The organism is Sphaerisporangium sp. NPDC049003, assembly GCF_043197795.1.
GTDB lineage: Bacteria > Actinomycetota > Actinomycetes > Streptosporangiales > Streptosporangiaceae > Sphaerisporangium.
Genome location: NZ_JBICTU010000018.1, coordinates 61,816 through 76,505, shown reverse-complemented (window position 1 = coordinate 76,505; position 14,690 = coordinate 61,816). Strand labels below are relative to the sequence as shown.

Genomic DNA, 14,690 nt, shown 5'->3' with positions numbered 1-14,690 from the left:
GAGCCGCTACGAAGGCCGGGGGCTGTGGCCCCCGGCCTTCGTAGCGGTACTGATCGGTAACCGAAGCGGGGGCGGGCAGGGCTCCGGGCACGTGATAATTGCGTGTTGTCAACGCCCGGAAGCGGACGGGCGGCGAAGGGGAGGTCACCATGGGCATGCGCGATCTCGTGTACCGGCTCTACGAGCGCCGGCTCGGGACGAGGCTGTCCTCCGACCAGATACCCCGGCACGTGGGCGTCATCGTCGACGGGAACCGCCGCTGGGCGAGGGCCATGGGCCTGCGCGACGTCAGGCACGGCCACCAGAAGGGCGCGGACAAGATCTCCGAGCTCCTCGTGTGGTGCCGTGAGGCCGGTGTCGAGGTCGTCACGGTGTGGTTGCTCTCCAGTGACAACCTCTCGCGGCCCAAGGAAGAGCTCGACCCGCTCATGGAGATCATCGAGGACACGGTCCAGGGGCTGGTCGCCGGAGGCTGGCACGTCAACACGATGGGCGCGCTGGACCTTTTGCCCGATCGCACGGCTCGCATCCTTAAAGATGCTAAAGAAGCGACATCACGCCGACCTGGGCTGATTGTGAACGTTGCGGTTGGGTATGGAGGAAGACGTGAGATCGCTGATGCGGTGCGTTCCCTCCTCCAGGAGCACGCCAGCAAGGGCGCGAGCATCGAGGAGCTTGTCGAGGTCCTCGATGTCGAGCACATCGCGGAGCATCTCTACACGCGCGGCCTCCCCGACCCGGATCTTCTCATCCGGACCTCGGGAGAGCAGCGGCTCTCCGGATTCCTGCTCTGGCAGAGCGCCCACTCGGAGTTCTACTTCTGCGAGGCCTACTGGCCTGACTTCCGCAGAGTCGACTTCTTGCGGGCGCTGCGATCGTATGCCGCGCGGCACCGACGGTACGGAAACTGAAACACCCCGTGAACCCCCCCTAAAGGCCCTGGTCGAGCTGTTGGGTAGGGGGCGTCCACGACGTACCGTAAGTGGTAGGCAGTCCATACGGCCTACTTCGGGAGAGGGTCCGCCCTTGCGTCGCCTTTTGACGAGGAGGGCCGGTCTCCGGCGTCGCCTCGCACAAGTGGGGGCGCACGACCGGACCCGGTCCGTTCACCACCTCATCTGGCAGGGCGCTTACTCCTGGCGCCCGGGGGAGAACGCGTGGCAGTGTCCTCGAGCAACCCGTCCACTACCTCCAGTAGCCCGACGCCGTCCAGGCGTACCTACATTGTGGACACCTCAGTCCTCCTAGCCGACCCTGCGGCGATGAGCCGCTTCGCCGAGCACGAGGTAGTTCTACCTATCGTCGTCATCACCGAGCTGGAGGCCAAGCGGCATCATCCTGAGCTCGGTTACTTCGCCCGCAAGGCGCTTCGCGTCCTGGACGATCTACGGGTGAAATACGGGAGGCTGGACGAGCCCATGCCGATAGGCGAGGGCACCATACGGGTTGAGCTCAACCACAGCGACCCCGCGATCCTGCCGGCCGGTTTCCGGCTCGGCGACAACGACACCCGCATCCTGACCGTCGCGCGTTCCCTCGCCGCCGAGGGCTGCGACGTGGTGCTGGTGTCCAAGGACCTGCCCATGCGGGTCAAGGCCGCCTCGATCGGCCTCACCGCGGAGGAATACCGCGCCGACCTGGTCGTGGAGTCGGGCTGGACCGGCATGGCCGAGCTCCAGGTGACCACCGAGGACGTCGAGTCGCTCTTCGAGAACGGCAGCCACGAGCTGGAGGAGGCTCGCGAGCTGCCCGCCCACACCGGCCTGCGGCTGCTGTCCACCAGGGGTTCCGCGCTCGGGCGGGTGCTGCCCGACAAGTCCGTGCGGCTGGTGCGGGGCGACCGGGAGGTGTTCGGGCTGCACGGGCGCTCGGCCGAGCAGCGCATCGCGCTCGACCTGCTCATGGATCCCGAGGTCGGCATCGTCTCGCTCGGCGGCCGGGCGGGCACGGGCAAGTCCGCCCTCGCCCTGTGCGCGGGCCTGGAAGCGGTGCTGGAGCGCCGCCAGCACCGCAAGGTCATCGTCTTCCGCCCGCTGTACGCGGTGGGCGGCCAGGAGCTCGGCTACCTGCCGGGATCCGAGAACGAGAAGATGGGCCCGTGGGCGCAGGCGGTGTACGACACGCTCGGAGCCGTCACGACGCCCGAGGTGATCGAGGAGGTCCTCGACCGGGGGATGCTGGAGGTCCTGCCGCTCACGCACATCCGTGGCCGCTCCCTGCACGACGCCTTCGTCATCGTGGACGAGGCCCAGTCACTGGAGCGGGGCGTCCTGCTGACCGTGCTGTCGCGCATCGGCGCCAACTCGCGGGTCGTGCTGACCCACGACATCGCCCAGCGCGACAACCTCAGGGTCGGACGGCACGACGGCGTGGTGGCCGTCGTCGAGAAGCTCAAGGGGCACCCGCTGTTCGCCCACGTCACGCTGACGCGGTCCGAGCGCTCGCCCATCGCCGCCCTGGTGACCGAGATGCTGGAGGACATCACGGTCTGACCGGGTCGCCTACCGCGTCACTCTCGCCGTGATCGAGGTCACGGCGGGAGGTTGACGTTGGCCGCCGCGAGGTCGTGGTACTCGCGGCAGGTGTGCTCGCCCAGCGCCATCGGCCCCTTGGTCGTGGTCTGAGTGATCTTCACGGCCCAGATCTCCTCTCGCAGCCGCGCCGTGCAGGTGATCTGGGCGATCGCCGTCCTGCTGAGACGGCCGGGACCGTTCACTATCACGTGCAGCCGCAGGCCCACGGGGTTCTCCGGGTCGTTGCGGACCCCGCTGTCCACCCCGTACCGCCCGAGGACCGTCTGTTCGAGCCGGAACCCCTTCAGGGCGCTGCCGAGGCCGTCCCCCGACCGCTTGCCCACCTCGAACAGGGCCGTGATGACGTCCTGCGCCGCCGCGGAGGCGGTGGCGACGTTCTTGGGCGCGAGCCGCCCGTCACGGAGCAGATAGACGGTCGCGGCGGCGCCACGGGCGCTTATCACCGGAGCCGGCCCGACGTCGACGACGCCCGTCGGGTCCACGCCGCACGCCGTCGTCCCCGCCAGCGACACGGCCAGGGCCGGTACGGCGAGGCGCGCCAGGCGCCCGCCGCGTCGTAGGGCTCTCGGAAGTCTCATGGGTGCGGTATCCACAGGACGAACTGGGTTCCCGGGTCGCACAGCTCCACCTTGATGGTGCCGCCGTGCAGCTCGGCGTTGGCCTTGGCGATCGCGAGGCCGAGCCCGCTGCCCTCGCTGCGCGCCCGCCCCGCGCCCACCTTGTAGAAGCGCTCGAAGACGTGGGGCAGCGCCTGCTGGGGGATGCCCTTTCCCCGGTCGCGCACCTTCACCTCCAGGCCGTTGCGGAGCGCACGCGCGGTCGCCGTCACCGGGGGCGCGCCGTGGTGCAGGGCGTTGCCCATCAGGTTGGCGACGATCACGTCGAAGCGCCGGGGGTCGAGCGAGAACGACAGGCCGCGCGGGACGTCCAGGCGTACGCGGCCCGTCCATCCCCTGATCTCCAGGCAGTCGGCCAGCGCCTCGCCGACATCGACGTTCTCCCTGGTCAGCACGGCGACGCCGGAGTCCAGCCGGCTGGCCTCGATGAGGTGCTCCACCAGGACGCGCAGCCTGTTGATCTCGCGGACCACGAGGTCCACGGCCTTGCCCGCGTCCGGGGGAAGCCGTTCGGCCTCCTCGGTGAGCATGTCGGTCACGGCGGTCATCGCGGTGAGGGGAGTGCGCAGCTCGTGGGAGACGTCGGCCACGAACCGCCGGGACATCGCCTCCAGGGCGCGCAGCTCCGACACGGTCTGCTCCAGGGCGGAGGCCGTGTCGTTGAACGTCGCGGTCAGCCCGGCCAGCTCGTCACGGCCGTGTACGGGCAGGCGGGTGTCCAGTCGTCCCGCTCCCAGCGCGCGGGCGGCGTCGCCGAGCCTGCGCACCGGCAGCAGGACGCTGCGCGCGGACACCAGCGCGACGGTGAGCGCGATCGCCAGCGTGATCCCCCCGGCCTGGGTGAGCGCGGTGCGCAGCCGGGCGAGGACGCTGTCCTCCTCCTTCAGGGAGACGAACACGAAGACCGTCATGCCGGTCGGGCGGACCGCCCCGGTGCGGGTGAGCCGGTGGACCTGGGTACCGATCAGCAGCCAGGGCTGCTCCCTGATCAGCAGCCGCTCGCGGACCATGCGCGAGGCGGCCTGCCTGCGGAGCTCGGCCGGGACGTCGTCGAGCGCGAGGCTCGTGCCGGTGCTCAGCCGCTCCTGGTCGCCGTAGCGCAGTATCACCTGGCGGTCCGGGCCCCCGAGGGACTCGGCCAGGTTGGTGAGATCGCTCTCGGTGACCACCGCGTCGGTCGGCCAGAGCAGGTCACTGGTGCCGATGGGGAGGGATATGCGCTGGAGGACGTCCCGGACGTCGACGGTGGCGCTGCCCTCGACACGGTCGAGCAGCGCGCGGCGGACGAGCTGGTAGCCGATGCCCGCCACCAGGGCCGAGGCGGTCACCGCGACGAGGATGAAGGTGATGACCAGCCGGCCGCGCAGTCCGGTCGGGTGACGGCGGCCGAGGTTCACGGGGGACTGAAGCGGTATCCGAAGCCCCGCACGGTGTGGATGAACACCGGCTCGGCCGGCACGGGCTCGATCTTGGCGCGGATGCGCTGCACGCAGGCGTCGACCAGCCGGGAGTCGGCCACGTGGTTGTGGTCCCAGACCGCGCGCAGGAGGTAGCGGCGGTTGAGCACCTGGCCGGGGTGGCGTACGAGTTCGAGCAGCAGGCGCAGCTCGGTCGGCGTGAGGTGGATCTCGCGGTTGGCCAGGGTGACCTTCAGCGCGCCCCGGTCGACCACCAGGTCTCCGAAGCTGATCCGGTCGGCCGAAGCGGACTCAAGGCGGCGCAGGACGGCCCGGATGCGGGCGTCCAGCACGCGCGGCTCCACGGGCTTGACCACGTAGTCGTCCGCTCCGGCCTCCAGCCCGACCACCATGTCCAGGTCGTCGCCGCGCGCCGTGAGCAGGATGATCGGCAGGGAGTCGAGCCTGCGGATGCGGCGGCACACCTCCACGCCGTCGATTCCGGGCAGCATCACATCGAGGATGACGATCTCGGGGCGGCGGGCGCGCACGTGGTCGAGGGCCTCCTCGCCGGTCGCGTAGGCGGTGACGGAGTGACCCTGCCGCGTGAGTGCCAGCTCTAGCCCCGTCCTGACGGAGGGATCGTCTTCAACGAGAAGGATGCCGGCCACCCGGACATTATTGCCGAAACTCGCCTATCTCCTTCTCTGTCACAGAACTGTGACGTGGCACCGACGCGACCTCGACAGTAACGAAGCAGCCTGAGGGTGCTATCCGGCCGCCCTCCGGTGCGGGGGTCCGGAGGGCGGACCCCCCGGACCGTCGGTGTGACGAGAATCACATTGAGGTGGATAAGCGCACGTTACTCCCCGGTTAGGTCATGTGACCCCCAAAGAACTTTGACGTTTGGGTTGCGAACCACCCCCTATGTCACGGCAAGCTCATAGGCCGTGAGCTCAGGTCAGCAGTTGCGGGACAGGCGAAGCAGGCGGGACGAAGAACACGCCTCGTCGCCGCGTGGTCAGGCCCGTAAGCGGGGCGAACGCCGGTCATGGCTGACACCCAAGCGGGTGATCGGCGTCGGGCTGTCCCTGGCGGCGGTCGCGGCGCTCGGCGTCTTCGTGGTCAAGACCGTCAAGGAGAACGAGGCGGCCTCGTCCACCCCTCTGACGCTCGACGACCTGATGCGGGTGAACGACCCGTTCGCGCCCGACCCCAAGACCGACGCGCTGAAGGCCGTCGCCGCTCAGGCGCAGCGGGCATACGACATCAAGAACGCCCGTAAGAAGGCCGCGGCGGGCTTCGACCCCGTGAAGATCGTCAAGAAGGCGCCCGGGGGCGAGGGCTTCACCCCGCAGGCATTCCCGCCCGGCTCCAAGCCCAACCCCGGCAGCAACAAGGCGCTCGGCCAGAAGATGGCCGCCGCGCGAGGCTGGTCAGGCGAGTGGGGATGCCTGGAGAAGCTGTGGGACAGGGAAAGCCACTGGAACGAGCGGGCCATGAACCGCAGCAGTGGCGCCTACGGCATCCCGCAGGCCCTGCCCGGCAGCAAGATGGCCAGCGCGGGCGGCGACTGGCAGGTCAACGCGGCCACCCAGATCGAGTGGGGTCTCGGCTACATCGCGGCCCGCTACAAGACCCCCTGCGGCGCGTGGGGGCACTCCCAGGCGACCGGCTGGTACTGAGCCTTTCTTCGCCGTCACCGGACAGCGCGAACTCTTGGTCAGGGTTGTTTGACGTTTCGGCAAGCCTGACCGCGTCCCGGCGGTGCGCGCCCCACCCTTGCCCACATGGGTGTCAAGGTCAGCGTGGTGGTGCCGGTATCAGAGCCAGGCCCGGACGATGACGCGTTCGACGCGTGCGTACGTTCGCTGCTGGAGCAGTCGATGCCGTCGGACGAGTATGAAGTGATCTTCGCCGACGACAGGTCGGGGGACGGCACGCGGGAGCGCCTCGACGCCGTGGCCGCCGTCCGGCCCAACGTCAGGGTCCTGCACCTGGAGCACACCGGCTCGCCCGCGCGCGGGCGCAACGTGGGCCTGGCCGTGGCCCAGGGCGAGTACGTCTACCTTCTCGGCCAGCGCGACCGGCTGGAGCGCGTGGCGCTGGAGATGATGTACCGCTTCGCCGTGGAGACCGACGCCGACGTGCTGATCGGACGGCTGGTCACCGGGGACCAGCCGCCGCCGAGGGCCTTCACCCGCAACCGCGAGCGCGCCGACGTGCTGCGCGACCGCCTCCTCGGGCTGCCGACGGCGCACAAGCTGTTCCGCCGCGCCTTCCTCGACACGCGCGAGATCCGCTTCGCCGACCTCGATCCCGAGCTGTCGGAGCAGGCGTTCGTCGTCAAGGCGTACCTGACCGCGAAGGTCGTCGCGGTCCTCGCCGACCACATCTGCTGCCACGTCGCCCCCACCCCGGACCGCCTGGTGGACCCGGGCGCCCACGCCGCGGGGATCCGGGCGATCCTCGACATCATCGACGCCCACAGCGACCCGGGGGACCAGCGTGACCGGCTGTACGCCCACTGGTTCCGCACGGGCGTGCTACGCATGCTGGGCGGGCGACGACTCCTGTCCCCACGCCAGGACCAGCGCGTGGCGCTCTTCGCGGAGATGCGCGCGCTGACCGCCGAGCGGTTCCGCGAGGAGCTGGATCGCCATCTGCCGGTCCATATGCGCGCCCGGGCGGTTCTGGTCCGATCGGGCGAGCTGGGGCGCCTGGTCGCCCTCAGCGAGGCTTCCAGGGGTACGTCCGTGCGCGCGGAGCTCCGGGAGGTGCGCTGGGAGGAAGGTGTCCTGCTCATGGACCTGGCCGTGGAGATCGTCGACGCCGAGGGGGCGCCGATGACCTTCAGGGCCGAGGACGACCGCCTCCACTGGACGCCTCCGCTCGACGGCCTCGTCCTGCCGCCGGAGCTGACCGACGTGACCGATGCGGTGGCCCGGGCCCGGATGGAGGTCTACATCCGCCACATGGACAGCGGGCTGATCTTCTTCCTTCCGGTGGCCGGCGAGGTGTGCCGGTCGCAGGAAGGGGACAGGGTCCGCGTCTGGGCCGTCGGACGGGCCGGGCTGGACGTGGGCACGGCCGCGCTCGGACGTGCACTCCGTCCGGGCGAGTGGGAGGTGCACGTCCGCATGCACAGCGGCGCGCAGCAGGCCCGCGCCCGGGTCGCGGGACACCGGGGCGCCCAGCTGAGCTGCGTCGGCGTGCTCGCCGGGCACCCGCACAAGCTGATCATCCCCTGCTGGTCCGACCAGAGGGAGCTGAGCGTGTGCGTGGAGCCCCGGTCGTTCTCCGAGTCGATCGTGCTCGTCTCGCCGGGGGCCTCGGTCACCCACCGTGAAGGGAACGTGTTCGTCGTCCTTCCCGTCCCGTACGTGCCGCCGAGCGGGGGCCCTCCTGCGGAGCTGGTGCTGCGGCACATCGCGAGCCGGAGCCGGGTCATCGCGGTCCCCGCGCTCGTCGAGCCGGGGGTGCCGGGCCGCTTCCCCGGCCAGCTCGTCGCCAAGGTCCCGGTACGCCGGTTCCCCGGCGAGGGGCACATCGCCCCCGGCCTGTGGACGCCGCGCCTGCGCGTCGACGGCAAGGAGGTCGACCTGCGGTTCGTCCTTGAGATGGGCAGGGGAGGAAGGGCGAGGATCCAGGCCTCGGGAGAGCCCGGCATGCTCTCGGCCCGGCGCTCGATCCTCGGCAGGCTCGCCACCCACGTCCCCGGCGGCCGATACGCCGTCCGCCTCGCCCACGCCGTCCAGCAGCGCTACCTCCCCTCACCACCCCCGGGCTGACCTGGGGAGGTCATGGCGAGGACGTCCAGGGCGGCGTCGAGTTGCTCTTCGGTGAGCTTGCCGGAGGCCACGTGGCCGCGTTCGATCACGACCTCCTTGATGGTCTTGCGCTCCTTGAGCGACTGCTTGGCGATGCTCGCCGCCTCCTCGTACCCGAGGACGCGGTTGAGCGGGGTCACGATCGACGGGGAGGACTCGGCGTACTCCCGCAGCCGGTCGGTGTTGGCGGTGATCCGGTGGACGCACCTGTCGGCGAGCAGCCGTGACACGCTTGCCAGCAGGCGGATCGACTCCAGCACATTGCGCGCGATGACCGGCATCATCACGTTGAGCTCGAAGCTCCCGGACGCCCCGGCGAAGGTCACCGCCGCGTCGTTCCCGATGACCTGGGCCGCCACCATGGTCACCGCTTCGGGGACGACCGGGTTGACCTTTCCCGGCATGATCGAGGAGCCGGGCTGGAGGTCGGGGAGGTTGATCTCGCCCAGGCCCGCCCGCGGCCCCGACCCCATCCAGCGCAGGTCGTTGGCGATCTTGTTGAGGGACACGGCGACCACGCGGAGCTGGCCGGACAGCTCCACGAGCGCGTCACGGGCGCCCTGGGCCTCGAAGTGGTCGCGGGCCTCGGTGAACGGCAGCTCGGTGGCCTCCCTGAGCTTCTGGACGACCGCCTGGGCGAACCCGGGCGGCGTGTTGACGCCCGTGCCCACCGCCGTGCCGCCCAGGGGCAGCTCGGCGACCCGGGGCGCCGTCGCGCGCAGCCGCGCGATGCCGTTCTCCACCTGCGTGGCGTAGCCGCCGAACTCCTGGCCCAGCGTCACCGGTGTGGCGTCCATCAGGTGGGTGCGCCCCGCCTTGACCGTCTTCGAGAACACGTCGGCCTTCTGGCGCAGCGAGATGGCCAGGTGGTCGAGCGCCGGGATCAGCTCGTACGCGACGTCCACCATCGCCGCCACGTGGATCGACGACGGGAACACGTCGTTGGACGACTGCGAGGCGTTGACGTGGTCGTTCGGATGCACCGGGCGGCCGAGCCGCTTCTCGGCGAGCGTGGCGATCACCTCGTTGGCGTTCATGTTGGACGAGGTGCCGGAACCGGTCTGGAAGACGTCGATCGGAAACTCGTCGTTCCACTCGCCCTCGGCGACGTCGGTGGCCGCCTCGGAGATGGCCTCGGCCATGTCGGCGGGAAGGACGCCCAGCTCGCCGTTCACCTCCGCCGCCACGGCCTTGATCAGTCCGAGCGCCGCTATGTGGGCCGGTTCGAGCCCGCGCCCCGAAATCGGGAAGTTCTCTACGGCGCGCTGCGTCTGCGCCCGCCACTTGGCCGACGCGGGAACGCGTACGTCGCCCATCGAGTCATGTTCGATCCGGAAATCCTCCATGACTCCAGTTTTGCTCTACGAGCCGCCGGATGTGTCCCCGCGGGCGGGCTGGAATGACCGGAATGAGGAGAGGACCACTCCGAACTGTGACCGGTTGGCGTGCACGGTGGAGGCGGTGACGCTCCCGCCCGGCCGCTGCCCGCCCGGCGCCTTCGCCCCCGCCGGGTCGGTGGAGCCGCTGCTCGACACCGCGGCGGCCACGAGCATCACGATGGCCGCCAGCCCGAGCAGGGCCACGGCGACCAGGATGATCATCCCGGTGGGGCTGCTGCCCCGGGGCGGCGCGGTGCCCTGGAAGGCGAACAGGTCGGTCCCCAGCCCGTTCTCGGGGGTGGGCCGATCGGCCCAGGCGCCCGCCTCGCTCGCCGTCCCCCGAGGACCATGTGCCGCTTCCTGGGGGGAGAGCGTTCCGGCGGCGAGCCCGGTCGCCGCAGACGACATGGCCGCCGCCGGCCGTACGGGCGGGACGGGGGAGGCGTGAGGCGCCGGCCGGGCCGGTGGCGCGGGAGGCGCCTGAGGGGCGGCGGCCGGCATCGAGGGAAGCCGCCCGACCGTGGTCGCCTGGCCGTCCTCGTCGGAGGGAGCGCCCGGGGAGGGCTGGACCCCGGGGATGCGCAGGCCCCCCTTGGGACGGATGACCGTCATCGTCTGATCCGGATCGACGTCCGGCCAGGAGCCGGCGTCCGGCTCGGGGACGCTGCCGACTTTCCGAGCGCTGTCGCCTTTCTGAGCGCTGGGGGGCTTCTGTGCGGCGGCGGGCTTCGGGGTGGTGGGCTTCTGGGCGGTGGGGATTTCCTGCGTGGCGGCGGCTTCCCGGGCCGTGGCGGGTTCCCGAGGGACGGCCGGTTCCGGGGCCGTGGTGGGCTGGGCTTTCGGGGCCGTGGCCGGCTGAGGGGATGCGGCTGGCTGAGGGGATGCGGCCGGCTGGGGGGATGCGGCCGGCTGGGGGGACACGGTCGCGGCGGCCTTGGCGGAGCGGGTCCTGGCGACCGCGCGGAGCCTGGAGACCGCCTGGTCGTGCGTGAGGCGCCTGGTGTGGTCCTTCTCCAGCAGGGCTTCGAGCGTGGGGCGGAGTGGTCCGGCCTGGGTGGCGGGGTCGGCCTGCTCGGTCATCAGCGCGGCCAGCGTTTCGCCGACCGAGTCGCGCTCGTACGCGGGCCGCCCCTCGACCGCGAAGTACAGCGTCGCGCCGAGCGACCACAGGTCGGACTCGGGGCCGGTGTGGTCTCCCCGGGCCCGCTCGGGGGCCGTGTAGCCGGGTGAGCCGATCACCATGCCCGTCTTGGTGATGTTGCTGTCGCCCGCCGCCTTGGCGATGCCGAAGTCGGTGAGCACCACGCGGCCCGTGTCGGTCAGGAGCACGTTGCCTGGCTTGACGTCACGGTGCAGGATGCCCTGGTCGTGCGCGGCGCGCAGCGCTCCCAGCAGGTCGAGGCCGATCTCGGCGACGAGCCGGGGCGGCAGGGGCCCCTCCTCGTCGATCACCTGCTCCAGGGACCTGGCCTCGACCAGCTCCATGACGATCCACGGGCTGCCGTCGACCACGATGGCGTCATGGACGGTGGCCACGGAGGGATGGGCGATCTTGGCAGCGATGCGACCCTCGCGGATCATGCGTTCGCGCAGCTCGTCGCGTTGCTCCTTGCTCAGCCCCGAGTCCTGGCGGATCTCCTTGACGGCCACGTCGCGGCCGAGGAGGCGGTCGTGAGCGCGCCAGACAGTGCCCATCGTCCCCCTGCCCAGGGGGATGATCAGCTCGTATCTGTCGGCGAGCAGCCGCCTCTGCTGTTCCGGCATGAGTAAGAAGATAGCGACAGTGCCTTGAGAATTGCTTTCGCATCACTAACGCATATTTTTTGGCCAGAAGCGGCGAGGCAGGACCATACGCACGATTTCGGACAACTGGCGCATCACCTGGTTCACCTCGGGGTTCGAGGGAGCCCGGCGGCGGCCCGGCGCGGGGTCAGGCGATTTGCGGTGCACCCCCTCGGTCGCCCTGCGGGGCACACGAGGTTGCGGCACGGGGCCGGGGTCGCGGGGCGGGAGGTAGACGGGCCGGGCCTCGGGCCTGGCGTCCGCCCGGTGCTGGCCCCGGTGGGGCGAGGGCCTGCGGGGAGCCGGGGGCGACGACGACAGGGCGCCCCTCGCGGCGTGAGGCGGGGGCGGCAGGCCGCCCGTCGCGGTCGCGGGCTGCTGGCGGGTGGTGGTGCGGTGGGCGGGACCTCCGAGCGGTTCCTCAGCCGAGCCGCCGGCCGCCACGCGGGCGAGCATGAGGGAGGCGCGCATGCCGTCGAGCCGGGCGTCGGGGTCGATCTGGAGCAGGCCGCGCAGGATGGGGGCGAGCGGCCCGGCCCTGTCCATCGGGATGGGCTCGCCGCTCGTGAGCGCGGCCAGCGCCGCCGCGGCCGTACGCCTGCCGTGGAGGCCGCGGCCCTCGACGGCGGTGTACAACGTGGCGCCGAACGACCACAGGTCGGCGCCGGGGCTGGCCTTGTCGCCGAGGACGCGCTCGGGGGCGATGTAGCCGGCCGAGCCGAGCACGATGCCGGCCTGTGTGATCGACGCGTCGCCTTCGAGGGCGGCCAGGCCGAAGTCGGTGAGCACCGCGCGGTCCTCGGTCACCAGCACGTTGCTGGGCTTCACGTCACGGTGCAGGATGCCCTTGCCGTGCACGGCCCGCAGCGCGCCGAGCACCTGGCGGCCGATCTCGGCCACGCGGCGAGGGGGAAGCGGCCCCTCCTCCTTGACCAGGTCTTCCAGCGATCGGGCGTGCAGGAGCTCCATGACGATCCAGGGGCGGTCGTCCTCGGTCACGACGTCGAAGACGGTGATCACAGAGGGGTGGGCCACCATGGCGGTCGCGCGCGCCTCGCGCTCGGTCCTGGCGCAGAGCTCGGCCCGGAGCTCCTCGTCGAGGACCAGCGGGAGGCGCACCTCCTTGACAGCCACGTCACGGTCGAGAAGGTCGTCGTGCGCGCGCCAGACGGTGCCCATGCCGCCGCGGCCGACCGGCTCTACGAGCCGGTAACGCGAGGCAAGCTCGTATCCGGACGGGGCGCGCATGGGTGGCAGCTTACCGATTTGTTTATCGCCGCCTGTAGAGGCCATGCCGATTCTCTGTTGAGATCTTCCGTCAGATTCAGTCAGATTCGGCGACCGATAGTGAGCACGGGACCACTCGTGTCCTCGAAGAAGTCGGCGCCCTTGTCGTCGACCACGATGAACGCGGGGAAGTCCTCCACTTCGATCTTCCAGACGGCCTCCATGCCGAGCTCCGCGTATTCGAGGACCTCCACCTTCCTGATGCAGTCCTGCGCGAGCCGGGCCGCCGGGCCGCCGATCGAGCCGAGGTAGAAGCCGCCGTACTTCTGGCAGGCCTCGGTGACCTGCTTGGAGCGGTTGCCTTTGGCCAGCATCAGCAAGGACCCGCCCTCGGCCTGGAAGCGCTCGACGTAGGAGTCCATGCGTCCGGCGGTCGTCGGGCCGAAGGATCCCGAGGCGTACCCCTCGGGCGTCTTGGCCGGTCCGGCGTAGTAGACGGCGTGGTCCTTCAGGTACTGCGGCATCTCCTCGCCGGCGTCGAGCCGTTCGGCGATCTTGGCGTGCGCGATGTCACGGGCGACGACGAGCGGGCCGGTCAGCGAGAGCCGGGTCTTCACGGGGTAGCGCGTGAGCTCGGCGAGGATCTCGCTCATGGGCCGGTTGAGATCGATGGAGACCACGTCGTCCGAGAGGTGCTCGTCGGTCGTCTCGGGCAGGAAGCGCGCCGGGTCGGTCTCCAGCTTCTCCAGGAAGACGCCCTCCGGCGTGATCTTGGCGAGGGCCTGCCGGTCGGCGCTGCACGAGACGGCGATCGCGACCGGGCACGATGCGCCGTGCCTCGGGAGCCGGATCACCCGCACGTCGTGGCAGAAGTACTTCCCGCCGAACTGCGCGCCGATGCCGAGCTTCTGGGTGAGCTCGAAGACCTTCTTCTCCAGTTCCATGTCGCGGAAGCCGTGCCCGGAGGGCGAGCCCTCGGTGGGGATCGTGTCGAGGTAGCGCGCGGAGGCGTACTTCGCGGTCTTCAGCGCGAACTCGGCGCTGGTGCCGCCCACGACCACCGCCAGGTGGTACGGGGGGCACGCGGCGGTGCCGAGGGAGCGGATCTTCTCCTCCAGGAACCGGAGCATCCGCTTCTCGTTCAGTACGGCCTTGGTCTCCTGGTAGAGGAAGGACTTGTTGGCGCTGCCGCCGCCCTTGGCCATGAACAGCAGCTTGTACTCGTCAGGGTGGCCGTGGGGGTCCTCGGCGTAGAGCTCGATCTGGGCCGGGAGGTTGCTGCCGGTGTTCTTCTCGTCCCACATGGTCAGCGGGGCCATCTGGGAGTACCGGAGGTTCAGCTCGGTGTAGGCGTCGTACACGCCTCGCGAGATGTGCTCGGGGTCGGCGCCGTCGGTCAGCACGTGGCGGCCGCGCTTGCCCATCACGATCGCGGTGCCGGTGTCCTGGCACATGGGGAGCACGCCGCCGGCCGAGATACTCGCGTTCTTGAGCAGGTCGAGCGCCACGAACCTGTCGTTGCCGCTCGACTCGGGGTCATCGATGATCTTGCGGAGCTGGGCGAGGTGGGACGACCGCAGGTAGTGGGAAATATCGTGGATCGCGGTCTTGGTCAGAAGGCGCAGCGCCTCCGGGTCCACTTCCAGGAACGTACGGCCCGCCGCCTCGACCTTCCGCACCCCCTCAGCCGTGACCAGACGGTATTCCGTCTCATCGGGGCCCATCGGAAGCAGGTCGGTGTAGTCGAACTCGGGCATCGCCTGTGCTCCTCCGTATCCGTGGCGCGCTCGCCGCCGTCCTGTGCAGGGTACGGCTCCCTGTGACGTCCTCCTGACGCGGGGCTGTACACGATTGGGCGAACCTTGGGGCAGACGTGACGTCCCCGCGTCACCTATGAGCCGAATGCGTGTGTATGTGCGTTCGA

General features: G+C 70.5%; 11 protein-coding genes. 4 read left to right on the top strand and 7 right to left on the bottom strand.

What is annotated here, in order from left to right; translation table 11 throughout:
- Positions 1-149: 149 nt before the first annotated feature.
- Positions 150-911 carry an isoprenyl transferase gene (locus ACGFIV_RS20785; protein WP_358546103.1) on the top strand — a complete coding sequence of 254 codons (762 nt, stop codon included), beginning with the start codon at positions 150-152 and terminating at the stop codon, positions 909-911.
- 312 nt (positions 912-1,223) lie between these two features.
- Positions 1,224-2,492, top strand: a complete 1,269-nt coding sequence (locus ACGFIV_RS20780; RefSeq protein ID WP_358546278.1) for a PhoH family protein — start codon at positions 1,224-1,226, stop codon at positions 2,490-2,492.
- Positions 2,493-2,530: 38 nt separating this feature from the next.
- Here ACGFIV_RS20780 and ACGFIV_RS20775 read toward each other — a convergent pair whose 3' ends face one another.
- From ACGFIV_RS20775 to ACGFIV_RS20765, 3 genes are read right to left on the bottom strand one after another with little or no spacing between them, the layout of a single operon-like run.
- Positions 2,531-3,112: a hypothetical protein gene (locus tag ACGFIV_RS20775; protein WP_358546106.1), complete on the bottom strand. Its 582-nt coding sequence runs from the start codon at positions 3,110-3,112 to the stop codon at positions 2,531-2,533.
- Entirely contained in the window at positions 3,109-4,548 is a 1,440-nt protein-coding gene (locus ACGFIV_RS20770; protein WP_358546108.1) for an ATP-binding protein, read from the bottom strand. The genes ACGFIV_RS20775 and ACGFIV_RS20770 overlap by 4 nt, the downstream gene beginning before the upstream one ends.
- On the bottom strand, positions 4,545-5,219 hold the full coding sequence (locus ACGFIV_RS20765; protein ID WP_248961623.1) for a response regulator transcription factor: 675 nt from the start codon (positions 5,217-5,219) through the stop codon (positions 4,545-4,547). Before ACGFIV_RS20765 ends, ACGFIV_RS20770 begins: the two co-directional genes overlap by 4 nt.
- A gap of 279 nt (positions 5,220-5,498) precedes the next feature.
- On the opposite strand from ACGFIV_RS20765, the gene ACGFIV_RS20760 reads away from it, so the two are divergent.
- On the top strand, positions 5,499-6,233 hold the full coding sequence (locus ACGFIV_RS20760) for a lytic transglycosylase domain-containing protein (RefSeq protein ID WP_358546112.1): 735 nt from the start codon (positions 5,499-5,501) through the stop codon (positions 6,231-6,233).
- Between the two features lie 105 nt (positions 6,234-6,338).
- Positions 6,339-8,339: a glycosyltransferase family 2 protein gene (locus ACGFIV_RS20755; RefSeq protein WP_358546114.1), complete on the top strand. Its 2,001-nt coding sequence runs from the start codon at positions 6,339-6,341 to the stop codon at positions 8,337-8,339.
- Here ACGFIV_RS20755 and ACGFIV_RS20750 read toward each other — a convergent pair.
- From ACGFIV_RS20750 to ACGFIV_RS20735, 4 genes are all read right to left on the bottom strand, one after another.
- A complete protein-coding gene (locus tag ACGFIV_RS20750) occupies positions 8,312-9,724 on the bottom strand; it encodes a class II fumarate hydratase (RefSeq protein ID WP_358546117.1) in 1,413 nt (470 codons plus the stop codon). The genes ACGFIV_RS20755 and ACGFIV_RS20750 overlap by 28 nt on opposite strands.
- Positions 9,725-9,739: 15 nt before the next feature.
- Positions 9,740-11,521, bottom strand: a complete 1,782-nt coding sequence (locus tag ACGFIV_RS20745) for a protein kinase (RefSeq protein ID WP_358546119.1) — start codon at positions 11,519-11,521, stop codon at positions 9,740-9,742.
- A gap of 45 nt (positions 11,522-11,566) precedes the next feature.
- A complete protein-coding gene (locus ACGFIV_RS20740) occupies positions 11,567-12,787 on the bottom strand; it encodes a protein kinase (protein WP_358546122.1) in 1,221 nt (406 codons plus the stop codon).
- 80 nt (positions 12,788-12,867) lie between these two features.
- Positions 12,868-14,523, bottom strand: coding sequence for a fumarate hydratase (locus ACGFIV_RS20735; protein WP_358546124.1), 1,656 nt, complete (start codon positions 14,521-14,523; stop codon positions 12,868-12,870).
- Between the last annotated feature and the right edge of the window lie 167 nt (positions 14,524-14,690).

Coding starts and splice junctions, on each gene's coding strand:
- ACGFIV_RS20735 (WP_358546124.1), bottom strand. CDS start 14,523: ATGCCCGAGTTCGACTACACCGACCTGCTTCCGATGGGCCCCGATGAG.
- ACGFIV_RS20785 (WP_358546103.1), top strand. CDS start 150: ATGGGCATGCGCGATCTCGTGTACCGGCTCTACGAGCGCCGGCTCGGG.
- ACGFIV_RS20775 (WP_358546106.1), bottom strand. CDS start 3,112: ATGAGACTTCCGAGAGCCCTACGACGCGGCGGGCGCCTGGCGCGCCTC.
- ACGFIV_RS20755 (WP_358546114.1), top strand. CDS start 6,339: ATGGGTGTCAAGGTCAGCGTGGTGGTGCCGGTATCAGAGCCAGGCCCG.
- ACGFIV_RS20740 (WP_358546122.1), bottom strand. CDS start 12,787: ATGCGCGCCCCGTCCGGATACGAGCTTGCCTCGCGTTACCGGCTCGTA.
- ACGFIV_RS20745 (WP_358546119.1), bottom strand. CDS start 11,521: ATGCCGGAACAGCAGAGGCGGCTGCTCGCCGACAGATACGAGCTGATC.
- ACGFIV_RS20750 (WP_358546117.1), bottom strand. CDS start 9,724: ATGGAGGATTTCCGGATCGAACATGACTCGATGGGCGACGTACGCGTT.